Origin of the sequence: Pseudoalteromonas sp. S4492 (assembly GCF_005886115.1) — a bacterium.
Lineage (GTDB): Bacteria > Pseudomonadota > Gammaproteobacteria > Enterobacterales > Alteromonadaceae > Pseudoalteromonas > Pseudoalteromonas gelatinilytica.
The window spans coordinates 1-25733 of the sequence record NZ_PNCP01000074.1; the positions used below are offsets into that span (position 1 = coordinate 1).

19 protein-coding genes are annotated in these 25733 nt (G+C 42.6%); 10 read left to right on the forward strand and 9 right to left on the reverse strand.

Annotated features, from left to right (window positions below):
• Positions 1-217: 217 nt before the first annotated feature.
• From CWC28_RS19860 to CWC28_RS19880, 5 genes are all read right to left on the reverse strand, one after another.
• On the reverse strand, positions 218-934 hold the full coding sequence (locus CWC28_RS19860) for a hypothetical protein (RefSeq protein ID WP_138625646.1): 717 nt from the start codon (positions 932-934) through the stop codon (positions 218-220).
• Between the two features lie 91 nt (positions 935-1025).
• Positions 1026-2303 carry a LysM peptidoglycan-binding domain-containing protein gene (locus CWC28_RS19865; protein WP_138625647.1) on the reverse strand — a complete coding sequence of 426 codons (1278 nt, stop codon included), beginning with the start codon at positions 2301-2303 and terminating at the stop codon, positions 1026-1028.
• 118 nt (positions 2304-2421) lie between these two features.
• Complete coding sequence (locus CWC28_RS19870; RefSeq protein ID WP_105173831.1) at positions 2422-2961, reverse strand: hypothetical protein; 540 nt, start codon at positions 2959-2961, stop codon at positions 2422-2424.
• A gap of 84 nt (positions 2962-3045) precedes the next feature.
• The gene (locus CWC28_RS19875; RefSeq protein WP_105173832.1) at positions 3046-4350 is read right to left on the reverse strand and encodes a sensor histidine kinase; all 1305 of its coding nucleotides are present in this window, start codon (positions 4348-4350) and stop codon (positions 3046-3048) included.
• A gap of 3 nt (positions 4351-4353) precedes the next feature.
• Positions 4354-5757, reverse strand: a complete 1404-nt coding sequence (locus tag CWC28_RS19880) for a sigma-54-dependent transcriptional regulator (RefSeq protein ID WP_138625648.1) — start codon at positions 5755-5757, stop codon at positions 4354-4356.
• 230 nt (positions 5758-5987) lie between these two features.
• Between CWC28_RS19880 and CWC28_RS19885 the strand changes: the two genes are divergently transcribed.
• From CWC28_RS19885 to CWC28_RS19895, 3 genes are read left to right on the forward strand one after another with little or no spacing between them, the layout of a single operon-like run.
• Positions 5988-7241, forward strand: coding sequence for an efflux RND transporter periplasmic adaptor subunit (locus CWC28_RS19885; protein WP_138625649.1), 1254 nt, complete (start codon positions 5988-5990; stop codon positions 7239-7241).
• 11 nt (positions 7242-7252) lie between these two features.
• Complete coding sequence (locus CWC28_RS19890) at positions 7253-7954, forward strand: ABC transporter ATP-binding protein (protein ID WP_130167308.1); 702 nt, start codon at positions 7253-7255, stop codon at positions 7952-7954.
• A gap of 1 nt (position 7955) precedes the next feature.
• Positions 7956-10352, forward strand: a complete 2397-nt coding sequence (locus tag CWC28_RS19895) for an ABC transporter permease (RefSeq protein WP_138625650.1) — start codon at positions 7956-7958, stop codon at positions 10350-10352.
• A 115-nt stretch (positions 10353-10467) separates the two neighbouring features.
• Here CWC28_RS19895 and CWC28_RS19900 read toward each other — a convergent pair whose 3' ends face one another.
• Positions 10468-10995 (reverse strand): sugar O-acetyltransferase, encoded by a 528-nt coding sequence (locus CWC28_RS19900; protein ID WP_105173836.1) that lies wholly within the window; start codon positions 10993-10995, stop codon positions 10468-10470.
• A 155-nt stretch (positions 10996-11150) separates the two neighbouring features.
• Here CWC28_RS19900 and CWC28_RS19905 point away from each other — a divergent pair, with 155 nt between their 5' ends.
• From CWC28_RS19905 to CWC28_RS19915, 3 genes are all read left to right on the forward strand, one after another.
• Complete coding sequence (locus tag CWC28_RS19905) at positions 11151-11921, forward strand: DeoR/GlpR family DNA-binding transcription regulator (protein WP_054552250.1); 771 nt, start codon at positions 11151-11153, stop codon at positions 11919-11921.
• A 96-nt stretch (positions 11922-12017) separates the two neighbouring features.
• On the forward strand, positions 12018-13838 hold the full coding sequence (glmS, locus tag CWC28_RS19910) for a glutamine--fructose-6-phosphate transaminase (isomerizing) (RefSeq protein WP_138625651.1): 1821 nt from the start codon (positions 12018-12020) through the stop codon (positions 13836-13838).
• Positions 13839-13968: 130 nt separating this feature from the next.
• Positions 13969-15555, forward strand: coding sequence for an N-acyl-D-amino-acid deacylase family protein (locus CWC28_RS19915; RefSeq protein ID WP_138625652.1), 1587 nt, complete (start codon positions 13969-13971; stop codon positions 15553-15555).
• A 54-nt stretch (positions 15556-15609) separates the two neighbouring features.
• Here CWC28_RS19915 and CWC28_RS19920 read toward each other — a convergent pair whose 3' ends face one another.
• Positions 15610-17913 carry a TonB-dependent receptor gene (locus CWC28_RS19920; protein ID WP_138625653.1) on the reverse strand — a complete coding sequence of 768 codons (2304 nt, stop codon included), beginning with the start codon at positions 17911-17913 and terminating at the stop codon, positions 15610-15612.
• A gap of 213 nt (positions 17914-18126) precedes the next feature.
• On the opposite strand from CWC28_RS19920, the gene CWC28_RS19925 reads away from it, so the two are divergent.
• On the forward strand, positions 18127-19329 hold the full coding sequence (locus CWC28_RS19925) for a helix-turn-helix domain-containing protein (protein WP_138625654.1): 1203 nt from the start codon (positions 18127-18129) through the stop codon (positions 19327-19329).
• Positions 19330-19355: 26 nt separating this feature from the next.
• Here CWC28_RS19925 and CWC28_RS19930 read toward each other — a convergent pair whose 3' ends face one another.
• Positions 19356-20825: a M20 family peptidase gene (locus tag CWC28_RS19930; protein WP_138625655.1), complete on the reverse strand. Its 1470-nt coding sequence runs from the start codon at positions 20823-20825 to the stop codon at positions 19356-19358.
• A gap of 271 nt (positions 20826-21096) precedes the next feature.
• Between CWC28_RS19930 and CWC28_RS19935 the strand changes: the two genes are divergently transcribed.
• Entirely contained in the window at positions 21097-22215 is a 1119-nt protein-coding gene (locus CWC28_RS19935; RefSeq protein WP_138625658.1) for an alpha/beta hydrolase, read from the forward strand.
• A gap of 19 nt (positions 22216-22234) precedes the next feature.
• On the opposite strand, the gene CWC28_RS19940 is transcribed toward CWC28_RS19935, so the two are convergent.
• Complete coding sequence (locus tag CWC28_RS19940) at positions 22235-23383, reverse strand: serine hydrolase domain-containing protein (protein WP_138625656.1); 1149 nt, start codon at positions 23381-23383, stop codon at positions 22235-22237.
• A 404-nt stretch (positions 23384-23787) separates the two neighbouring features.
• Here CWC28_RS19940 and CWC28_RS19945 point away from each other — a divergent pair, with 404 nt between their 5' ends.
• Positions 23788-24939, forward strand: coding sequence for an RNA ligase RtcB family protein (locus CWC28_RS19945; protein WP_138625657.1), 1152 nt, complete (start codon positions 23788-23790; stop codon positions 24937-24939).
• Positions 24936-25628 carry a peptide chain release factor H gene (gene prfH / locus CWC28_RS19950; RefSeq protein ID WP_063700792.1) on the forward strand — a complete coding sequence of 231 codons (693 nt, stop codon included), beginning with the start codon at positions 24936-24938 and terminating at the stop codon, positions 25626-25628. Before CWC28_RS19945 ends, prfH begins: the two co-directional genes overlap by 4 nt.
• Positions 25629-25733: the final 105 nt, after the last annotated feature.

Here is a 25733-nt window from a genome sequence, read left to right on the forward strand (position 1 = left end):
GCCTAGAGCCTAGAGCCTAAAACCTAGAACCTAGAACCTAGAACCTAGAACCTAGAACCTAGAACCTAGAACCTAGAACTTCCGGCAGAGGGAGACGCAGCACATTACAACCCCACCGCGCGGCTGATCGCTGACGGCTGAAAGCTGATCGCCCTGTGTTGGGTTTCGCTTCGCTCTACCCAACCTACGCAATATTTCCAAACTTTACTCATGCAACTCACTCACACTGCTGTATTTCTTTCACATCACCGCGGCCATCGCTTAAATAGCATTGTTCTAGTAAAGAGCAATAGCAGATCTCGGTTTTGATGCTATTACGTTGCTTGTTTACTTTGTCCCATTGAGTTTCATTAAATCCCGTTCGCTTGAAACCAAAAAGTTTAAGTTTGCTGCCAGATGCCAGTAACCGGTTATCACTGGCACTCGTCATAATCCAGCCAAATGCTTCGAAAATATTTATGTCGGGAGAATCATCTTGCAGAGTTTGTAGCTGTGTTTCATATGCTTGTGTATCAAAACAGCATGCAGAAATTACTTTATAGATATCTAAATATGATTGGTCGTTATAATGATACTTCACATACTTTACTATCGCAGGTCCTGAACCTGAATTAGAGAGCACAAAGGTGATTTCAGATAGATTTTTTTCTTCATTAAAATTTCCCGTCATCACTTCGAGCCATGGCCAGGTTGCGGCTTTTACTTGTCGTTCTGCGGCGTTGGCTTGCAAGTAAGTGGCATAAAAGGAGGCTGCGGAGATAATAATGGCACAGAGTGCGAGAAATAGGTTTAGCCGCTCGTTGGTAAACCATGCCTTGCGCTGGTTGCTGGCTGGTTGAGTGTTTTGCTGGGTGCTCTTTGTTTGCTCTTCAACGTTAGTGTCTTGTTCTGATTTAACGGTTGAACAGCTTGCGTCCTGTTGCTGATTATCCATAATTTTTAGTTGTTGTTTTTATAGACTAACAAAGATACAACTTTAATTGGATAGATAAAAGAGACAGGGAGTAAAACTCCCTGATTTGGTATTAACTATTTGAGATAAACACGGTGAGCTTTTCACCCACTCTTAAATTATCTCTTGAAAGATTATTCCATTGTTTAAGTTTAGTGATACTGACTTTGTATTGCTTTGCAATCTTCCAAAGGCTGTCGCCAGATTTCACCTTATATTCGATTTGCTGATCAGCCAATTGTGGCAATATCAGTTTTTGACCAATACGGATGGTGTTTGTTTTTAGGTTATTGAAGGTTTTCAGTTGGCTAACTGTTACTTTATAGTTTTTTGCAATCACACTTAAGCTATCACCGCGTTTAACAGTGTAATGTTGCCACTGGCTATAATCATTGCTCTTTTGATTAGCTAATAGAGTTTGATAACTTGCTTGCTGATCTTTGGGAACCACAATATGTGGCGCATCAATCACTGCTGGGTATCGGATAACACCATGGTTTAGCTCTTCAAGCTCTTGCCATTTCGCTTTGTCTGCCAAGATCACTGCACCTGTCACTGGTAAGGTCGCAATAGCCTGCTCATTCTTAATGGCAGGGAATATCATTTTTTGGTGCTTTAATAATTGTGCTGCGGCCAGTAACTTAGGCACGTATTGTTTGGTTTGCGATGGTAGTTTTAAGCTAAAGAAGTCCGTCGACTTACCTTGTTTTTTATTACGAGCAATTGCCTGTAATACACGCCCTTCACCAATATTGTAGGCAGCAATAGCATGATACCAATCGCCATCAAAGCGTTTATAAAGGTATTCCATAAAATCCAAAGCAGCGCGGGTGCTGTCGATCACATCTTGGCGACCATCATACCAAGGGGTAATTTTTACTTTAAAGTATTTGGCGATTGAGGGGGTGAGTTGCCATAAACCCGATGCATGTTTGTGCGAATAGGCACTGGCATCAAAATCGCTCTCTATAAGCGGCATTAGAGCGAGTTCTATTGGTAAGTCACGGTTTTCTACTTCTGTGACGATATGATACAAATACGGGGCTGCACGGCGGCTTATTTCTTCCATGTAATTTGGATGAGTAAGGTACCAAGCAATGCGCTTTTGCACATCTGGATGACTTGAATCGCTAAACTGCAGTTGAATACGAATACGCTGCCATACGTCATCAAGTTCACTTGGTTTGAGCGGTGTCACCGCGTCTACTGGCGCTGTTTTAGCTTCTGCAACCACAGTACCTGGATTGGCTTTGATGGTAGGCTTCTTTTCGGGAAGTGACTCAGGGGCAGTCTGACAGCCTGTTACAATAAGAGAAACAACAACAAGGCCTAAAAATCGATTTAAAAACACGTATTAAAATACTCCGTTAACTTAGGTGCGGGTAAACTAAAGCGCCTAAGCTTAACATAGGGTGAGCTAAAAATGACCATTAGATTAACAGCTCGCTAACTTACTCACCCAATTGAAATTAAAACGAAATACTAACTTGTAACCCAGCATAACCATGGTTTTGCGCTTCCCAATAGCGGCTGTCTATTTCTCGGGCTCTGGCATAGATCTCTATTCTGAATGGCTTTGAGTCCACGCCCATACCCACACCAACATAGCCATCAATATTATTGTGGTCGTCATCATAGCGGTCTCTGTAGTCGTGGTCATCGCGGTCGTCGTATACAGCAAGCTCAATTAAATCTAAGCCCACTTCGCCATAGACAAAAAAGTTGCTGAAATAACCAAATTTGATGCCGCTATCTAAGGTGAGAAATGTCTCCCGATCACCTTTTTTAGTAAATACTTCTGCTGAGCCTAGTGCCGTTGTAAATGCTGCGCCGAAATTACTGTAGTTATTTTTAGCCATAACTTCGATGCCGGCTGAGGTGATTGAATCAGTACTATTATGCTCTGATTTAACAAACAGGTTCATATTAGGGCTGTCATAAATACCAGCAAAGCTTGTAGCAGGAATGAAGGCAAGTGATGAAAAGAGTGCTAAGGCAAGGTTTCGCATATTGGTTAGTCCATTAAACTTAATGGGTACATGATACCAAACGGCGCCTTAGCAAATTGTAAGTAAGTGTTCTAACTATGTAAGTTAGCCGAACACGCAGCGGAAGCAGGCTCCTTGTTGGCGTTTGATATATACCAGATCGCCGCCATGATTGAGCATGATCTGGCGCGATAAACTTAAGCCTATTCCTGAGCCTTGTTGCTTGGTGGTAAAAAATGGCACAAAAATCATCTCAATCACATGATCGCTGATACCTGTACCATTGTCGCTGACCTCTAAATACAGTTGTTGATTAGCATTTTGTGCAATGCTTACTTCAATGCACTTTGCTGACTCTGGGCTATTTAACTGCTTAAGGACATCAAGGGCATTGGTAAGCAGGTTTATTATTACTTGTTCAACTTGGCCTCTATCTATCATTACTAACTGTTGGCTTTGCACCGATAAATTCAACGTAATATTAAGTTGCTTAGCTTGTTGTGAGTGCAGAGCAACAACTTGCTTGGCAAGATCTGCCAGAATATGTGGCTGTAAGTGTGGGGCGGGTAAGCTACTAACCTTTTTAAATTGCGCTATAAATTCCCCTAAATGCTCGGTTCGTGATGCGAGTGTTGTTAGGGCGAGTTGCAAGTCTTGTTTATCTTCCTGATCATCAAAACTAAGCTCAGTTGGCAGCAGTGCCGTACAAGTTTGTGCTAAAGAAGAAAGTGGCGTAATCGAATTAGCAATTTCATGGGTTAGTACTTTGGTAAGGCGCTTATAAGCTTGTTGCTCTTTTAATTGCAGCTGATCATGAATCGATTGCAAACTGATCACTTTACGAACTTTACCTTGGATTTCGGCAATACTGATCTGCACAGATAACGTATCGTGCTGCTCACCATTTTGCCATGGCACGGTATTACGGCTATTTTGCTTTGCGTCTTGGACTAGGTTGGCTATTACACCTAAATCATCGATGTGCTTTACAGCTTGTCCAAGTAAACGGCTGACCGCCGGATTGCTTTCAATAATAGTGCCTTGTTCGTCACATACTAATACTGCTAAATCGATATGAATTAATAGCGCTTGTAAGAACTGGGCTTGTTGCTCTGCATTAAAACGCGCAGCCTGAATTTGTTGTTTAACCTGCTCAAATTGCTGCTGCATAGGGTGTTGGTCGCCAAAGCCTAATGTGCTGTCTCCATTCGCTAAAGCGCGAAACACTATATCTGCACGCCTTGTTTGGCGTTTAAATAAATTAAAAATTTGCGCGGCACATACCAAATTTAAAATTACTAAAAGTGCCGAAATTGCAGAAAACCCGCTTTGTTCTATTTGCCAAAACAAAGTAATTGATAAACCTATTAATGCAGCTAATAGGCTGGCTAAGATAATAAAATTTCGCATAGATTAAAGTCCGTATTTTTCTAAACGACGATACATGGCTCCGCGTGTTAGGCCGAGCGCTTTTGCTGCATGACTCACGTTCCCTTGAAAATGCTTTAAAGCTGCACGAACGGTTCTCTGCTCGATGATTTCAAGATCAAAAGTGTCGTAGTCAGCGGCGCTTGAAGAGAGCTCATTTGTGCTAATAGCAGCACTTGGTGAGCTTATCACTGAGCTTATATCGAGCTCTGAGCCTTCTGAGAGGATGACTGCTCGCTCAATTGCATGGGCAAGTTCACGGACATTGCCTGGCCAATGATACTGGCTTAAACGTGCCATATCAGATGCTGCAATCGAGAGCTCACGTTTGTATTTATGTGCAAAGTGCTGCAAGTAGTAGTTACACAGTAATGGAATGTCTTCACTGCGCTCACGCAGAGCTGGCAAACGGATCTCTACGGTATTAACACGGTACAGTAAGTCTTGCCTAAACTTGCCTTCAGTAACTGCTTGTTCGAGGTTTTCATTCGTTGCACAGATCAAGCGAATATCAATATCGATGACTTTAGAACCACCAACCGGTGTTATTTGCCTATTTTGTAGTGCCGCAAGTAGCTTAACTTGTTGGTTAAGCGGTAAATTACCTAGCTCGTCTAAAAATAAACTGCCACCATGGGCCAGCTCAAATCGGCCAATGCGATCTTCTTTCGCGCCAGTAAACGCCCCTTTTTTATGGCCAAATAGTTCGCTTTCAAACAGGCTTTCGGCCAGTGAGCCCATATCTAGACTAATGAAAGGCTGGTTTTGGCGCTGGCTTGCATTGTGGATTGCATGTGCAGTGAGCTCTTTACCTGTGCCACTTTCGCCACTGATCAATATGTTGGCATCGGTGTTGGCTGCTTTGTCGATTACCGAAAAAACCTGCTGCATGGCATCACTTTGGCCTAAAAATTCAAATGGTTGGTTGCCGATTGATTGCTGCAAGGCTTGTTTTTGTTTTGTGAGTTTACCAACTTGCTGTTTGTCTTTAGCGTGTGAAAATGCCGCCGCTACAGCACCGAGTAATTGCTCATTTTGCCAAGGCTTGGCAATAAAATCAGAGGCACCGGCCTTAATTGCTTCGACAGCTAGCTGAATATCGCTGTAGGCCGTCATAAGCAGTACCGCAATGTTAGCGTCTTGGCTCATGATCTTTTTTAGCCAGTAGAATCCTTCTTTGCCACTAATTGAGTCTTGCGTGAAGTTCATATCGAGTAACACAACATCTATAGCCTGATCCGCTTCATGCTGTGCGTTAATGATACCTTCGATATCAAAGGGGTTATCTGTGGTTTTTACAACCTGATAATGCTGCTTTAAAAGTAATCGTGCGGCGATGAGTACGTCGGGGTTATCATCGACGATAAGAATTGATCCTGCTTGTTTCATAGCTATTTATTATTATTCCTTTATGGGAACACTAAGACTAATTGAAAATAGTAAGAGTGTCCATTTATGGACGATATATGGGTTTTGAAGTGTTCTATAAGCGGACACTTGATTATATGCACTCGTATTGATTTTTGTATAAGCCCTTGTAATTTAATAAAAATAAAAGTTGGCACAAGAGTTGTTTTATCTATAGGTAATTAGCACCTAGATAACTTAAAGGCGTCAACATGGATAAGAAAATTACACGCTCAAATAACAAAGCATTTTTTAAGAAATCAGTAATTGCAGCGGCATGTTTAGCTGTTGCGGCAGCAGCTTATGGTTTCACGCAAACTGAGCAAACAGGTCGTAGTCAGCAAGTAACCGCGACAAGCTTAACGATTAGCACAGTACAACAAGGTGAATTTGTTGATGCTTTAAGTCTTCGTGGTCAGGTTATGCCTCGTACTACTATTTACCTCGACACCATTGCCGGAGGCCAAGTCGAAGAGCGACTTGTTGAGCAAGGTGAGTATGTTAAAAAAGGCCAACCACTTGTGCGTTTAAGCAATACCAATTTGCAGCTTGATGTAATGAGCCGTGAAGCACAGGTGACTGAGCAGCTTAACTTTTTACGTAACACGCAAATGAATATGGAAACCAGCCGTTTAAACTTACGCCGTGATTTGCTTGAAATCGATCTTAAAATCACACATTTATCGCGTCGCTTAAAACAGACTCAGCCGCTAGTGAAAACGGGTGTGTTAGCACAAGAGCAATTATCTGAAATTCAAGAAGACTTAGCGTATTACAAAGCGCGTAAAGAACTAACTCTTGAGCGTCAAAAGCAAGAAAACAGCATTCGTGAAGTTCAGGTAGCTCAGCTAAAAGACAGTGCCGACATGCTAGAAAAAAACCTACAGTTTGCGCGTAAGAACCTTGAAAACCTACTCGTAACAGCACCTGCCGATGGTTATTTAAGTGAGCTTGATGTTGAAATTGGTGAATCAAAAGGCCGTGGTGCTCGCCTAGGGCAGATTGATATTCCTAATGAATATAAGCTAGTTGTGCGACTAGATGAGTTTTACCTGAGCCAAGTTCAAACAGGTATGCAAGTGCTTATTGAACACGAGCAAGGCGAAATTGCGGCAACAGTTAGCAAAATTGATAGCCGTGTTCAGCAATCACAGTTTCAGGTTGAAGTCGATTTACCCAATGGCACGAGCAACATAAAACGTGGGCAAAGCCTTGATGTACAGCTGATGCTAGGTGATAGCAAAGGCACTGCTTTATTACTTGAACGCGGCGCATTTTTTACCAGCTCAGGGGGTAACTGGGTTTATGTCATGGAAAAAGATGGCAATCGTGCAGTACGAAAAGACATTCGTCTTGGCAAAAAGAATCAAAACTATTATGAAGTGTTAAGTGGCCTAAGCGCCGGAGATCGCGTGATCACCTCTAGCTACAGCAACTTTGATAAAGCACAACAACTACAATTTTAAGGATAATAACAATGATTAAATTAACTAACTTATCACGCGTGTTCCGTACTCAAGATGTTGAAACAACAGCGCTTAATAACATTAACTTACATGTAAACGAAGGCGAGTTTCTTGCCATTATGGGGCCATCTGGCTGTGGTAAATCAACATTACTCTCTATTTTAGGTATGTTGGATTCGCCATCAGCAGGTAGTTTTGAATTTTTAGGCCAAGACATCGCAGGGTTTGGTGAAAAGCAATTAGCGGCACTTAGAAAAGCGTCGATTGGTTTTGTTTTCCAAAGCTTTAACTTAATTGATGAATTAACAGTATTTGAAAACGTTGAGCTGCCATTACAGTATCAAAATATCTCAAAAAGTGAACGTAAACAGCGAGTAGAAGAAATTTTAAAACGTGTTGCAATCGACCATAGAGCAGATCACTTACCGCAGCAGCTATCGGGTGGTCAGCAGCAACGTGTAGCAGTAGCCAGAGCTCTGGTGATTAATCCAAAGCTAATCTTAGCGGATGAGCCTACGGGTAACCTTGATTCAAAAAATGGTGATGAAGTCATGGCGATGCTGCGTGAGCTAAATCGCGAAGGTACCACGGTAATTGTGGTTACCCACTCAGAAAAAGAAGGCAATTATGCTGACCGTTTGGTGCGCTTACTTGATGGCCAAGTGATGGTTGATAAAGCTAACCGTGTTCAACAAACAGCAGAGGTGGCATAACATGATTTTAAGTTATTTGATCACCGCGCTGCGTGCGTTTAAAAACCAAAAGCAGCACTTTATTTTAAATGTTCTGGGTTTAAGTGTGGGCTTAGCTGCGGCAATTCTAGTTGCTTTGTTTGCAAAAAATGAGCTTTCGTACGATAGCCAACAGCCTCATGCGGAGCGTGTTTATCGCGTTGGCCAAGACTTCTCAAAACTTGGTTTAGCTGTGGTGCCTATTTTTAATTATGTGCAGTCAAAGCAGGCTGAAGATTACAGCCAAGTTGAAGAAGTGTTCGGATTAACTATGGTCGAGCTGACCCGTGAAGCCATGGTGGATGTGAGTTACCGCAACCAAGGCTATAAGTTAAATGCCTTATATGGTGCAACAGCAAATATTGAAAACTTTATTGCTATGAAGACGATTGCGGGTGACTTAACAACAGCAATGAGTACACCAGATAGCCTCGCTTTAAGTGAATCAGAAGCACTGCGCATTTTTGGTCGCACCGATGTAGTTGGTGAAACACTTACGCATGAACAAGGACAGTATACAGTGCGTGCCGTGTTTGCAGACTTAACAGACAACACTCACTTTGCCTTTAAAAATCTTGTTTATGTTAAGCATGATCCAAGCGAAATAGATATCAACAGTAGTTATGTTTATATGCGTGTAGCTGAGGGCACCGATACAGATGCATTAGCTAAAACCTTAACAGAGCGCTTTTTTAGCGGTTCTATGTTGGAGCAAGTTAGTTTAGAGCTGCATCCATTACTTGATTTGCACCTAACAGCTAAATCACCGTTTGAGATGAAAGCGGGTGGTGCTAAACAAGTGGTGATGATCTGTGTTGGTTTAAGCGTGTTACTTATTCTTATTGCAGGTTTTAACTTTATTAATATGACCGTCGCTCAATCGACTAAACGTGCAAAAGAAGTGGGTGTGCGTAAAGCGCTTGGTGCAAGTAAAGGTCAATTAGTAACGCAGTTTTTATCTGAATCTGTGTTGGTATCAATGCTTTCAATGGTGATTGCATGTGCTTTAGTGGAGCTATTTTTACCAAGTTTTAATCAACTAGTTGACCGCGAATTGGGCGTGAATTATGCCTCTGAATTTGGCGTTGCAATTATTGTGGTCGCAATTGCTGTGGGCATATTAGCTGGGCTTTATCCTGCATTCTTTATTTCGTCATTCAGTGCAAAACGCGTTTTAAGTGGAGACTTACAGCGTGGTAATACAGCAATATGGGTTCGTAAGAGCTTACTAACCTTACAGGCTTCACTAGCAATAGGTTTAATCATTGCCTCTATTACCTTGTTAAAGCAATTAACTTACTTACAAAGCTTACCTTTAGGCTATGAAACAACACAAAGATTGGTTATTTCAGAGCTACCTGTAGGCGAAGTATTCACAAAAGAAAAAAATGCCTTAGTTAACCGTATTAGTGCAATTCAAGGCGTACAGCAAACAACAGTTATTGATACCCGTTTAACCGTTTCAATCAATAATACACTTATGCCAACGTGGCCAAATGGTGAAGCGTCTGGCAGCTTAACGCCTGTTGTTGGCGCAAGCTACGATGTTGTAAAAACACTAGGATTAAAACTGGTTGCTGGTCGTGACTTTAGTCGTGAATTTGCTGGTGATTGGGCAAGCCGTGCAAATGGAGTAACAAGTACGGGTACTATTGTGACTGAATCTGTCGCAAGGCAAGCGGGTTACACTAACATGAGTGACATTATCGGTAAGGTAATTAAAGACTCAGGTCGCGGTGTAGATATGCGTGTTGTGGGTGTGGTTGAGGATGTAAAGGTAGGTAATGCTAAAGATGCCAACTCAAATATTATGTTCTTATGTGGCTTTAACTTTTTATCACCAGTATCAGAACTAATTTTAACGATTGATCAGCAAAACTTGCCTTACATTAAAGCTCAGATCGCTGAAGTATTAGCAAGCTCAGCCAATATCTATGAGCCAAAAATTAACTTACTCGTAGACAACTACAAAACTCTGTTAAAAGGTGATGAGCGAATTTCGAATGTCGTTTTAATCTTTACCGGTCTTGCTGTGTTCTTAACTTGTTTAGGTACCTTTGGTTTGGCTTCGTTTGCAACAGTGCGTCGTCAAAAAGAAGTTGCTGTTCGAAAAGTGCTAGGTGCATCACGCATCAGTATCGTAAATATCATTGCAAAAGAGTTCTTAGTGCTGGTGGCGGTAAGTATTGCTATTGCGTATCCAGTAACTTACTTGTTGGTAGGTGATTGGTTAGCCAACTTTAATGACCGTATTGAACAAGCTGTATGGGTGTATTTAGTTGCCGCCGCCGCTGTAGCCGCGATTACCTGGGTTACTGTTGCAAGTTTAGCCTTCAAGGCTGCAAGCACCAGACCATCACTTATCTTAAGATATGAATAACAGTTAACTAGCTATCAACGATAAGCCCAGCAATACAGCTGGGCTTTTTTAGTTTTAAATGAGTCGCCATAAATGGCGACCTACGTAGGACATGCTTTAGCGCGTAAGGATAGGGTTAAAGGTCTTTAACCTTCACCGCGGGGTTACCTGCTACTAGGGTATTTGCCGCGACATCTTTGGTAACTATTGCCCCTGCGCCAATCACGGCATTATCAGCAACTTTAATACCCGCAAGTATAATAGCGCCTGCACCAATCCATACATTGTTGCCGATGCTAATCGGCGCTGCAAAATTAGCTTTTGCTAAACGCTCGGTTGGGTTTACTGCATGCGATACCGCGAGTATTTGCACATTAGGGCCTATTAAGCAGTCATCACCTATCGTAATTTGCGCATCAGATAGCGGCGCATCGAGCATAGTACAGTTGATATTTATGAAGGTTCGATCACCTATTTTAATACCACTGCCATAATCACAATGAAAACCCGCTTCTATAACAACCAGCTCGCCACAGTGAGCAAACATGCCTTTTAGTCGTTTTAAATTGCCTTTACTTGGGCTTTTGGCAAATAAACGACAAACTTCATGGGCATTTTTTCGTTGTTCGAGTAAGGACTTGTCGAGGCTATTAAACTCTTTCATGGGGCATGTTCATGGTTATATTTGCCAATAGCTTAGCGTGTTGGTGATGAAGATCAAAATTAAACCTGTGTAGGTTAACGATCATTCACTTGCCATTTATATTGTTTCGTTTAAAATCTCAAAACTTTCGAAACGAAACTTATGTGGTTCACTTTATGACAAAACGAAACACTCAACAACGTCGCCATACTATCTTAAGCCAAGTGAATGAACTCGGTGAAGTTGCTGTTGAAGCGTTAGCAGAGCAGTTTCAAACCTCTGAAGTGACGATACGCAAAGATCTGACAGCCCTTGAAAAAAGTGGCTTGTTACTACGCCGTTACGGTGGCGCTATTGCATTGCCGCAAGAAATCGTTGCAAATAGCAACGAGAAAAGCGACTCGCTTCGCAAAATGGCAATCGCACAGGCAGCTGCAAAGCTTATTAAAGATCATAACCGCATCATCATTGATAGCGGCCGAACTACAGCGGCGATGATCCCTGAGCTTGCAAGTAAGCGCGGTTTAGTGGTGATGACAAATGCTATTAATGTCGCTAACCGACTGCTTTCATTAGAAAATGAGCCAACACTTTTGATGACCGGCGGAACTTGGGATCCACACTCAGAATCGTTTCAGGGCCAAGTTGCTGAGAATGTTCTACGCTCTTACGACTTTGACCAACTTTTTATTGGTGCCGATGGCATTGATATTGATAGAGGTACTACAACCTTCAATGAATTAGTTGGGCTTAGCCAGGTGATGGCTGAAGCTGCCCGAGAGGTAGTGGTGCTGGTTGAGTCAGAAAAAATTGGCCGAAGAATACCGAATTTAGAACTGCCTTGGCAGCGTGTAACCACAGTTATCACAGACAACAACCTAAGCGCAGATAAGCGCGAGGCGATAACAGCATGTGGTGTACAGCTGATCTGTGCAGAAATTGAATAACCCGTAATAAGACCGACAACACCTTATTACGCATCATTTTATGACAACACATCTCGCCCAAAGTAAAACACTTTGGCATGTGCAAAAGGAGAGATTATGTGTGGAATCGTTGGGGCTGTTGCAGAACGCCCAGTAAATAAAATTCTTGTTGAAGGCCTAAAACGCCTTGAATACCGTGGTTATGATTCGGCAGGTGTGGCTTTACTTAAAGGTACTGAGCTTAACACTGTAAAAGCAGTGGGTAAGGTTGCTAACCTTGAAGCGGCACTGAATGAAGCTGCTGTTAAAGGCACTACTGGTATTGCACATACTCGTTGGGCTACCCATGGTAGTGTAACCGAAGCGAATGCACACCCTCATATTTCGAACAGCGAAATTGCCCTCGTTCATAACGGTATTATCGAAAACCATGCCAGCCTACGCGATGCGCTTAAAGGCGACGGTTATGAGTTTTTATCAGAAACAGACACTGAAGTTATGGTGCACCTTATTCACCAACTTCGCCAACAACACGATACGCTTTTAGCTGCAGTACAGGCTGCTGTGAAGCAGTTTGAAGGTGCATTTGGTACGGTTGTATTTGATAAAGCGAACGACAACGAAATCATCGTAGCGCGCTCAGGTAGCCCACTGGTGATTGGTTTAGGTCTTGGCGAAAACTTTATTGCCTCTGACCAACTTGCTCTATTACCTGTTACTCGCAGTTTTATTTACCTTGAAGAAGGTGATGTTGCTCGTATTACCCGTGACAGTGTAGAAATCTTTGATGCAAATGGTGATGCAGTTGAACGCGAAGTGATTGAATCAAACATTACGCAAGATGCATCAGGTAAAGGCGAATATCGTCACTACATGCTGAAAGAAATTTACGAGCAGCCGCTTGCTGTACGTAACACCCTTGATGGCCGCCTAGTTAATGACACTGTCGCGATTGATGCCTTTGGCGAAAGTGCTCAGCAAATCTTTAAAGACGTAAAACACGTGCAAATTATTGCCTGCGGTACTTCATACCACTCAGGTATGGTTGCTCGTTACTGGCTTGAACAGTTCGCAGGCGTGAGCTGTAACGTTGAGATTGCTTCTGAGTTCCGTTACCGCGAATCATTTGTACATGAAAATAGCTTACTTGTGACCATTTCACAGTCTGGTGAAACAGCTGATACGCTTGCTGCACTGCGTCTTGCAAAACAGCAAGGTTACATGGCGTCAATGACCATTTGTAACGTGCCGGGTTCATCATTAGTACGTGAATCTGATTTAGCCTTTATGACTAAAGCGGGTGCTGAAATTGGTGTTGCATCAACTAAAGCCTTCACCACACAGCTTGTTGGCTTATTAATGCTTACGGCATCTATTGCCCAAGAAAAAGGCCTAGATCAAAGTGCGATTGTGAATGCAATCAAAACACTTCCTAACAAGTTAGAAGAAGCACTACTGCTTGCAGAGGGCATTGAAGATTTAGCTGAAGAGTTTGCTGATAAGCACCACTCACTATTCTTAGGTCGTGGTTCACAATACCCAATCGCGATGGAAGGTGCGCTTAAGCTGAAAGAGATTTCATACATTCACGCCGAAGCATATGCAGCGGGTGAGCTTAAGCATGGTCCTCTTGCGTTGATTGATGCAGACATGCCAATCATTGTTGTAGCACCAAACAACGAGTTACTTGAAAAGCTTAAATCAAACGTAGAAGAAGTACGTGCCCGTGGCGGTATTATCTATGTATTCGCAGACAAAGACTCAGCGTTTGAATCTGACGAAACAATGCGTGTAATCAACGTAAACCATGTGGATGACGTGATTGCTCCGGTTGTATATACAATTCCGCTACAGCTGCTTTCATACTATGTTGCGGTTATTAAAGGCACCGACGTAGACCAACCTCGAAACCTAGCAAAATCGGTAACGGTTGAGTAAGTTAAAGTATCGAGAGCCGGCTAATTAGCCGGCTTTTTTGTGCCTGTAATTTGCTTAATTACTGTTCATTGATGCAATTTGTATTGCAATTTATTAGGATGGTTAAACACTCAGGCTAAGGATAATAACAATGAAAAAGCGCAGTGTTTTAACCTCTATAGGATTGTCTGTATTAGTGCTCAGCTCGGGGATTACTTATGGGCAATCTTTTGATCTCATCATCAAAAACGCGATGTTGCTCGATGGTCGTGGTGGCAAAGCGGTTCGCGCAGATGTTGGTATTGAAAGCGGCAAGATCACTAAAATTGGTGATATGGCGGCTGACAAAGCTCAACAAGTTATAGATGCCAATGGCAAGGTTGTAGCACCGGGTTTTATCGATTTACATTCCCATGCTGAGCGCTCAATTGCAGAGCTGCCTCGGCTCGATAATTTAGTGCAACAGGGGATTACCACTATTTTGGGCGGTAACTGTGGTTTTTCTCCTGTCGACTTTAAACAATTTTTTGCACAAACCGAGCATTCACCTCTAGGGCCTAACTTAGCCTTATTAATTGGCCATAATGATGTTCGTAAGGCTGTTATGGGTGAAGAGCAACGACTTGCCACTGCTGATGAGCTAAAAGCAATGCAAGCACTGGTCGATAAAGCGATGCAGCAGGGGGCGTTCGGTTTATCGACTGGGCTTAAATATGTTCCAGGTGTGTACTCAAACTTTGCTGAGGTAAAGGTGCTTGCCGAAACCGCTCATGCGCAGCATGGGTTTTTTGCCTCTCATATGCGCGATGAAGGCGCAGAGATTGTTACGGCGATGAATGAAGTGATCGATGTTGCAAAAGAGACCGGCATTCCTGTGCATATTTCTCATCATAAGCTGATTGGTCATCCAAATTGGGGTGAGAGTAAGCACACTATTCAGATGATCCGTGATGCTCGTAAAGCGGGTTTAGATGTCACCCTCGATCAGTATCCTTACACGGCTTCTTCTACGCGATTTGCTATTTTATTTCCTGCATGGTCATTGGCTGGTGGCCAAGCTGAGGTTGAAAAGCGTCTACACGATCCAGAGTTAAGGCAAAAAATAAAACAAGGCTTGATCAAAAATATCCGAGAAGACAGAGGCGGTGCTGACCCCGCAAGGCTGCAAATAGCGCATTATGCGGCAAACCCTGCATGGGATGGGCTAACCTTTGCTGAAGTTTTAAAACGTGAAGGGCGAGCGCAAAGTATTGATGAAGCCGCTGAACTTGCCATGGAAATTCAAGCAAATGGCGGTGCTCAGGGGATCTTCCACGCTATTAATGAAGATGATGTTAAGTACATCATGGCTTACCCAATTACTGCAATCGCCACCGATGCGGGTGGTTCAGAACTTGGTAAAGGCAACCCCCATCCACGCGGGTACGGTACCTTCCCCAGAGTACTAGGTCATTATGTGCGTGAGCAGGGGGTGGTTTCGTTACCAGATGCAATACGTAAAATGACCAGTTTACCCGCAGCAAGAATGGGCCTAACTGACCGAGGAGTGATAGCACAAGGCTATGCTGCTGATATTGTTATACTCGACCCTGCGACGGTTGCTGATAAATCAACGTTTAGCGCACCTCATCAGTACGCAGAAGGAATTGAATACGTCATTATTAATGGCCAAGTCATTAAATCACCGGATGGCATGACGGGTAAAAGCGCCGGGCAAATATTGCGACATACGCTTTAATTTATTAATCATTGAATGATAACAAAGCCGGCTAATTAGCCGGCTTTTTTGTGTTTAAAAAAAGTTATAAGTGAATGAAATACCGTATGTTCTTGGTGGGGCATACATGACATCACTGAAACTTAGTTCAGACGTTGCTTTATCTGCTTTACTAACTTCAATTTCTTCATCGAGCAGGTTTTTAGTCCACAGCATGACTTCCCATGTGCCATCTGTAGAAACAATGCCTATCTGGCTATTCACTAGGTTACTGGTACCAAGTTCGGTGGCTGATAAGTTACGCGCATCGCTTTGAACTTTACCGCGGTACGAATAATCAACCCCAGCAAACAGATCCCAATTTTCAGTGAGTGTGGTTTCATAGTTTAGGCTGACGCTGTTCGTCCATTTTGCGGCTCCCGGAAGTTGGTTACCGGTACAGTCGTCAATGGCATGGCAGTTTTCAAATTCATCAAAGGTTGCATCAGCATAGCCAATAGCCGCATTCACAGCTAATTGCTTCGTTACTCGGTAGCTTAATTCAGCCTCAATACCTTGACTGGTTGCCGATGGGCCATTAACGACTCTGTTGGTGCCATTATCGTCAATAACGCGGGTTTGAATATCTGAGTAGTCTAAGTAAAAAGCAGCCATATTTAGACGCATGCGGTGATCAAATAAATCACTTTTAAGGCCTAATTCGTAACTGACAACGGCTTCACGGTCAAAACTCATCTGTGGGTTTAAAGGGTCGCCACCAATTGATTGTAGAGATTGTGGACGGAAGCTATAACCCCCTTCTTTGTAGCCTTTCGATACTTTACCGTAAACGTGGTTGTTGTCGTTTATTGTGCCATTTAAGCCGACAGTCCATGATAAAAAGTCATCTTTAAGGGTCTGATTTGTGGCTGGAATATCAATGTAATTGAGCAAGTACACACCCGGCAAAGACGTTTCCCAGCCGCGTTGATAAAAGCTCATTTGTTTTTCTACATCTGAGTATCGTAAGCCTAAAAAGCCGTTAATTGCTTGAGTGAAATCATAATTAACATTTGCAAAAATGGCGCTGCTTTTGGTTTGTAATGTGCCGCCATTGATAGGGCCGCTACCCGGTTGTAAGTTAAGGCTCTGTGGGTACGGCTCTGGTAAACCTGTTGGAATGCCATATATCCCAGTACCACTTAAAAAGTTTTGGTCATTTACAGCCTCATTATTTAAATAGAAAAAACCAGCTACATAGCGTAATGACTGATCCGTTGGCGATAAAATCTGAAACTCTTGCGTGAATTGTTCGTTATTTTCGGTTTCGGTACTGAATACGATATCAACGGGAGTTGAGTCCATGTCTGTACCAATGGTTGAGTCGTACACCTTTTTAGCTGTGATGGATTTAAACTCAAACCCAGAATCAAATTGGTAACTGAGCGTTGTATCTAACCCCCAGTTTTCGCGGCTTACAAAGTAGCGCTCAGGGTTTACAAACACTTCATGAATATCATCGGTAATAAAATCTTCTGGTGTCATGCCACTTGGGTAAAGACCTAAATAACCAAGACCTAATTCATAGTCAGTGAGTTTATTCGCAAGAGGAATACTCTTGTCTTTTAAGTATTCAGCGCTGATATCAAGGGTTAGTTTATCTGTTGGTGTGTAACGAACTTGCGCGCGACCACCATGACGGTCCTGTGTTGAAAATTCGCTGCCGTCGGCGCTATTTTCAACATAACCGTCTCGAGAAACATCAAACAAAGAAATACTCGCGGCGAGAACGTCTTCGATCAGAGGCCCTGTTAAATACAGGTTGGTTTTACGAAGACCATAATTGCCTAAGTCGACTTTTACTTTACCTTCAACCATATCTGAAGGCTTTTTGGTTGTGATATTAATAACCCCTAAATTGGTATTTTGACCAAATAAAGTGCCTTGTGGGCCACGCAAAACTTCTACTCGCTCAATATTACTGAGCTCTTGGTTGAATCCTGTTGCTCGTGAATACACCACACCATCGACATACATGCCCATGCCTGGGCTGGTTCCCGAGTTAAATACGCCATTAGGGCTTGATGGAATACCACGCATGTTGATGGTGGTTGTAAATGGTGAAGTGGTGACCATGCTCAAGTTAGGAACAGACTGCTGAATATCTTGAATATTTTGAATATTTCCGCGGTCCATTTGCTTGCTGCCAAGCACTGATATTGCCAGCGGCACTTCTTGCAAGTTTTCACCGCGCTTTTGCGCTGTCACAATGATTTTTTCGAGTGCTAATTGTTCTTGTTGTGCGGTATCTTGAGTTTCAGCTGCTAGGCTCACGATAGGCAACAAGGTTAATAAACTGGTTATTGTTTTTGCCAGTTTGTGCTTTTTAAAATGACCCACCAAGCTCTCCTTTTGAAGCAATTAATTATTATTTTTTTCTGGTAAGTTAATCTTTTAAGCGATAAGTTTTGTTAGTGCTTCCGGCTTTGCAAAATAAGAGAAATTAGTTTTAAAGTTTTTACTAATTTGCAAATTCGTAATATTAAAAAGCCCGTATTTAGCTGCTTTGGCAGCTGTGAGATTAAAATAAAAAAATAATAAAAGTGTATCACTATGGCATTAAATGCGTTTTTATCTAGCCCTTTGACTATTCAGCCGTTCTCTCTTTTTATCGGCGCATGTATGTGTTTTAGCTTTGGTTTGTCGTTTTTTTTGTGGCGTGCAGGGCCCGGCTCTGCGGGGGCAAAAAATACCATGGCCTTGGTTAGTTTATTGATTTCAATGTTGGCTTTAGCCGTCATCATGCAAGCTGAGATACCAGCCCTCAGAGGGCAAGTGTATTACCTCGTCAGTATTCAAATGCTGACGGGTCCTTTACTATATTTTTATGTGTTGTTTCAAACAAGGCCTAATTTCACTCTTCAAGCGACACACTTATGGCATTTGAGTCCGGTACTCATTTTTACACTCATTTGGCATTGGCAAATGCCCGTTGAGCTTAATCACAGTTTGGCTTTACCTTGTTTTAGTAATGAGTTATGCGATGTGTATCGACAAAATCGTTACCTTCATAAGGTGGCTGCTTGGGTCAGCAATTTAGCTTATGGCTTTATCATCATTGGGATTCTTAAATCTTACCAAGTGCAAATTAAAAGACGTTTTTCTAATATCGAAGAGATCAATTTACGCTGGGTCACCATGATTTGCTGGTGCTATATAATCGGTACTCTATTGGCTATTCTATTTGAAGCTGGTCAGTTCTTAGGAAATGAATTTAATAGTGGTCATATGCATGAACTTGCGATGCTGGTGACAACCGTTCTAATTGCTCATTACGGGGTGAGACAAGTAACAATCCACGCTGAAGATAATGAAGAGCCTCGAAACCAGCCAGTAGAAAGCGTATCGAGCAGCAATAAAAAGTACCAAACAAGCAGCTTAACTGAAGTAGATGCTGCTTCACTTTGGCAGCAACTGCAGCAATTGATGGTGACTGAACAGCCATACTTAGAGGCGGGTTTAAAGGTGAGTGATTTAGCTAAGCGTTTAGATGTCTCAGTGAGTCATGTATCCGAAACCATTAACGGTCATGCAGGGTTATCGTTTTACGATTTTATTAATAAGCAGCGAATAGAAGCCGCTATTCGCATCTTAGAAGATCCTAATAAAGCCCATTTATCAGCGACTGAAGTTGGCTTTGAGGCTGGTTTTAACTCGGTTTCAACCTTTTACAGCCACTTTAAAAACTATCAAGGTTGTACGCCTAAACAATATCGCAGCAATCAAAGTGCGGCTACTGTGAGTTTAAAAAGCTAAACCCACAGTGTGGGTTTAGCGCTTAATTAAAGGTTTTGATCACTTTGCTTGATTAAGTAGCTATAAAATTGCACCGCTTTAGTTAAGTTCTCGATGCTAATTTTTTCATTTGTACCATGGAAACCGGTTAGCTCTTGTGAAGTGAGCGTCATGGGTAAGAAGCGATAGCTATCGTCAGCAACTTGTTGGTAGCGACGACTGTCTGTCCCCCCTACTGTTAACCCGGGTACAACTACCAGATCGCCATGAATGCTTTGTGCAGCATTAGCAAGTAGTTTAAATGCAGGGCTTTCGCTGCTTGATATGGGTGATGGTTCAAATTGTTCAACAATGCCAATCTCAATACGAGGGTCATCAATCACTGCATTTACGTAGGCAATGATACTCTCGACGGAATCGCGTGGGTGAATTCGAAAGTTAACTTTTGCTTTAGCTTCGATGGGTAATACGTTTGATTTCTCACTGCCCGATAACATAGTAGGTGCTGTGGTTGTGCGGAGCATGGCATTAGCAGAGCTCATTTCACTCATTTTATTTTCGATAAGTGAGCCAAATAACCATTGGTTGGCAAATAACACACGGCTTGAAAAAGGCATATGACGAGCCATTTTATCGTAAATTTGCGCCGAAATACCTTCAAGACCACCGGGCACTGGGGCATTTTTTAAGTTTACAATGGCTTGCGCTAAGATACTCACTGCCGTTTCTGAGGGAGGCATTGAGCTGTGACCACCCTTGGCATGTGCGATTAGCTCAAGGGTTAAATAGCCTTTTTCGGTGACGTTAATACTTGCCACTTTTGGCTCAACACCAGGGATCATACCATCAAGTACAAATGAGCCTTCATCGAGTGACCATTCAAGGGCAATAGCTGCATCAGCAAAGTAATCAGCAATTGCTGCAGCACCATATTTACTACCAATTTCTTCATCATGCGTTAGCGCAATATAAACATCTCGCTTGGGGCGGTAGTCTTGTGCAAGTAAATGAGTGATCGCTTCCATGAGAGTAATTGCTGAGCCTTTATCATCAAGTGTTCCGCGCCCCCAAACATGTTCACTATCAATGGTGCCAGCAAAGGGAGGGTGGCTCCATAATGACTCTGTGCCGGCAATGACCGGAACGACATCATAATGAGCAGATAATAAAATCGCTTTGTTATGCGCCTCGCTACCACGCCAATGAAAGAGCAAGGTGTAATCATTAAACTTTTTTAACTCAAGTTGTTGGTGAACATCGGGGTATGTTTGCGCTAGCCAAGATATAAATGCGCTAAACTGCTGGTAATCAATATCAGAACGATGCTCTTTTGAAATCGTTTTAAATTGCACCGCTTGAGATAAGTGTTCAGCAATCTGCTGACTGTTTACAGCAATATTTGCTTTAGGGATTGGGGTGATTGCTGCGGGTTTGAATTGCCAAGTGCGAAATAACACAATCGCAGTTAGCAGTAGCAAAGCCGCTACAAAGCAGATGAGTATTTTTTTTATTGTCATGATTTATTTCACTATTTAGAAAAGTACTGAGTGAGTGAAACGTAAAAATGGCTGGTTTACTTCCGGTTTTGCAAACTGAGAATAAATTCTATAAAAAAACTACTTTGGTTGTTGGTTGGAGGTTAAGTCTCAGAAAATGGTGCTCTTTTTTTCTTCGTTTGTACCTGTAACTATGTTAGCTTAAAAAATTACCAATTTTTCTTAAGGATAAGTCGTGCGACTATTTAAGTTATTCTGTATTAGTGGTTTTTTACTCTGTACTAGTCATGTAATGGCTGAACCAGCTGCAGATGATGCGGTTACACATTACAGCCAGCATACGCATACTATCGAATCAAGCAATCTTAGTGAGCAACGCACTGTCGTTGTGCAATTGCCAAAAAGCTATCAAACACATCCAAACAAAAGATATCCCGTTATTTATCGTTTGGATGGGGCTGGTAATTTACCATTGATTAATGCTGTGCTTGAGCGCTTACAAGAAAATGATCAAGCGCCAGAAGTGATTGTAGTTGCAATTGAAAGCACTAATCGACTTAGAGATTTTTATCCGACAGTGAACAAAGAACCACAAGGGCCTGTTGGCGAAGGCGGTGGTGCAGCAAAGTTTTTAGCTTTTGTAGAGCAAGAACTGATGCCTTTGGTTAATAAACAGTATCGTACTCATGATTATAGAGTTATTGCAGGAGCCTCAGCTGCGGGTGTATTTGCTCTTTACGCAATGCAAGCTGACCCTGAGTTATTTCAAGCGCACATTGCTTATAGCCCTGCGGTATGGTGGAACTATGGCGCCCCGGCTAAGAGTCTAAATACCTTTGTTACTAAAGCCAAAAGTATTAACAGCTATGTATATATGAATATCGGCGAAGAAGCTGGCATTATGCGCGAAAGATACGATGATATGCAGCAAACAATGCAAAATAGTAAGGTGCAAAATCTGCGCTTTAAGAGCGATGCCTTTGCAGGCGTTTCGCATAACCTAACCTCAGCCGCTGGGGCATTTAATGCGTACCATGGCTTATTTTTATCTAAACATATGCCTTTGAGTGCATTGGGCGATGATGTTTCATCAATTGATGCCTATTATCAACGTTTATCTCAGCAATGGGGCGAGCAAATAGCGCCACCAGACCGTGCTGTTAGGCTGCTGGGTTACAGCTTAACGGATAACCAGCAATTTGAGCGGGCTATTGAGGTGTTTAAGTACAATATCAAAAACTACCCTAAATCAGCGTATGCACTGTCAGCTTTGTCATATGGCTATGAAATGCAAGGTAATACTCGTCAAGCATTAGTTCAAATCGAGGCTGCAATCGCTGTTGCAGATGACTCGTATCCCTACCCAGATTACTTAAAAGAGACAAAAACGAGGTTACAAGGGCAGCTATAGTTAAGCTGCCTTAAACAAATCAATGGTCTTGGTGATAATAGCTTAGGGTTTGTAGGGCTAGCGCAAATACATCTGCGCTGTTATCACCATTAACGTTTTTAACCACAGTCACCGCGCGTTGATGATCAACACACATAATGGTCATGGTAATGCCACCCATACTACCGCCAGAGTGCATTACAGCGTGAGGCATGTCGGCCATCAAGGCTTGTAGTTCAGTATCATGTTGGTACTTTTCTCTTTGTTGATAGTTTTTGAAACCTGTCATCCAACCGATACCAAAATCGACCTGTTCACCATTATTGAGAGTGGCTGGGGTAAACATTTCATCCACGGTGGTTTCTTTTAGATAATTGCCCTGCGTGTGAGCTACTGCAAACTTGACGATATCACTTGGTGTTGCAATAAAGCCACCGCCAGCCCATTTATAGCTATGATCGGTTTGCGGTGAGTTAACTAAACGGCCCTGATCAACGCTATAAGGTCTTGCACGATGTGAGATCAGGGTAAACTGCTCATCAAAATATGTGTCGTTTAACTTAAGTGGCGCGAAGACTTCTTGTTCGATAATTTGTCGAAAGTTGCGTTTTGGATCAGCGCCTTCCATCGCAGCGCTTACTAATGTCCAAGCGAATGTTGAATACTGCTGTTTGGTGCCCGGCTCAAACAGCAGGGGATCATCTTTAAACATGGCTAAAGCGCTATCAATATCGCCATACCATTTGTTGAGTAAAAATTCATTGGCGCCTTTTTTGTAATGGCGGATCCCTGCGGTATGTGACGCGAGTTGGCGCAGTGTTAAAGTTGCGTGTTTCTCTGGCCAGTTAGTTACATAGTCGGTTACAGGTTTGTCTAAGTTAATCAACCCCTTGTCGTAAAGGCGCATCATAGCGGCAGTGGCAATAAGTTTAGAGACACTGCCAATGCGAACCTTATGCTCGGGACTCATTAAAACTTGGTTTTCGATATCGGCAAAACCATAACCCTTTGCTGCGATTATTCCTGATTTATCGGCTACCGCGACAGTAATGCCCGGCACTGTTTTCGCACTTACCGCCGATTGAAAGGCGGCATCAATCGCTTGTGGTAGTTCAGCTGCGCTAGTGACATGGGCAGCAATCAACAGTGGTAAGCTGATGAGTGAGCGAGCTATACGGTGTTTGAGCATGGCGGCATCCTTTTTGAGTAACCTTGCAGTCACTCTTGTTATTATTTTTAAGGCATTTTTAGATTGCTCAAATTTTCTCTAGATGACAACCCATAGTCGCTTAATTGCACATTTTTCACGTTGTGATGAACATTTAAAAAGGGCGTAAATAACAACGATTGATTATTTTTTAGTTGCTTTCACTTTTTAAGCTGTTTACAATCGCCGCGATTTTAACCATTCACACACTGTAGAGGAGTAAACAATATGACTTATACAACTTGTTCCTTTGCAGGTCGTTTTCTTGCCTAGCTCGAAGCTATTTCTTTATTAGCTTTTCAAAGCTAAGCCTGATCAATTAATCAAAGACCTGCCAAATCATTTTTCGTTAGCATTTTTCTATTGCAGAGAAAGGAATTGGTATTATGGGCAAGTCCGTCCAAAAACTTACTGATAACGTTAGCCTTATTGCGTCTAAAGAGTCGTGGATTGAAGGGCTAGCAATACAACAATTAATTAAAACTTCTGAATTACCTGGTATGCACGCTGTAGCGGGTATGCCCGATTTACACCCAGGTCGAGGTTACCCCATTGGGGCTGCCTTTTTTACAGAAGGTAGAATTTACCCCGCTTTAGTGGGGAATGATATTGGCTGCGGTATGTCGCTTTGGCAAACCAATACTAAGTTAGCCAAGTTAAATGTAGATAAGCTCGCAAAACGCTTAAGCGATGTTGAACAGCCGCTAGATGAAAGTTGGCACACATTAATTAGCGAGCGAAAACATGAACTGGCTATCACACAAACTGGTTTTGATAGTGCCCTTGGCACCATAGGTGGTGGCAATCATTTCGCTGAATTTCAGGCGATTGAAGAGGTGTTTGATCAACAAGCGTTACTTGCTTTAGGCCTACAACCTAAACAATTGCAGCTATTGGTGCATTCTGGCTCTAGAGGGTTAGGGCAAGCTATTTTAGTTAAGCATATTGCAGAGCATAACCATGATGGCCTTGAGGTAGTAAGTGATGCCTTTACAGATTATATGGCTAAACATGACGAAGCACTGCGTTGGGCTCAGTTAAACCGAGAACTGATCGCACGGCGTTTTTTACAAGCTATTCGCGCTGGCGGCGAGGAGGTTTTAGATGTAAATCATAACCTTGTAAGTCAATCACAGATTGCAGGACAAGCAGGCTGGTTACATCGAAAAGGCGCTACACCTAGCGATCAAGGGGCTGTGATGATCCCGGGCTCTCGCGGTGATTACAGTTACTTAGTTAAGCCAACGGCTGAGCAAAACGTAAACTTACGCTCCCTTGCACATGGCGCTGGTCGCAAATGGAAGCGTGGAGAATGCCAAGGCCGCTTGAGTCACAAGTTTAAAAAGGAAGATTTATATCGCACTGCGTTTGGTAGCAGGGTGATCTGTAATGATAAAACGCTGCTTTATGATGAAGCACCACAAGCTTACAAAGACTGCCAAACAGTTATTAATGACCTTGTTGATGCTGGGCTGGTTACTGTAATTGCCAAATTAAAGCCTGTGCTTACCTTTAAAACACAAGGAACGTGCGGATGATCTTAGTGCAATTATCGTCAGGGGCGGGTCCTTTAGAGTGCTGTAAAGCGGTGGCTATGGCTGTTAAGCACCTTGAGTGTGATGCTAAAGCGTTAGCTATTAAGGTGAATACTCTTGCAGTAGAGCAAGCTGAGCTTTCAGGCTGCTACAAATCGGTATTGCTTGAATTAACCGGTGCTGAGCCGCAAATTTTAAAACAGTTTGCGCAGCAATGGCATGGCTCGATGTTGTGGGTTTGTCAAAGCCCATTCAGAGCAAGGCATAAGCGTAAAAACTGGTATTTTGGCGGTCAACTATTTGAAATAGCTGAGCAAACTTTTGATATCGAGATCCGCTTTCAGCAATGCCGCGCAAGTGGCGCGGGAGGCCAACATGTAAACACCACTGATTCAGCTGTTCGTGCTACCCATGTTGCGACAGGAACTACTGTTCGCGTAGAGAGTGAAAGAAGTCAGCATGCGAATAAGCGTTTAGCTCGAGTTTTGCTAATGCAAAAACTGGCAGAACAAGCTCAGCAGGCTGCTAGCCAGCAGCAAAAGTCGCGGTGGCAACAACACAATGAGCTGCAACGGGGTAATCCGATTCGTACGTTTAAGGGCCCTGAGTTTAGCCAGACTCACAAAGGAAAAGGACATGGAAAACTGTTGATACCCAAACCACCTCAAGATGCGAGTTTCAGTTGGAATTAAAAGCGATTTAGGCAAGGCATTGATTGCAAGTAATAGTGGTTCTATTGTTAAGATCAATAACGCAGTATAAATCGCTTTTAAACCAACCCTTTGGGCGTTTCACAT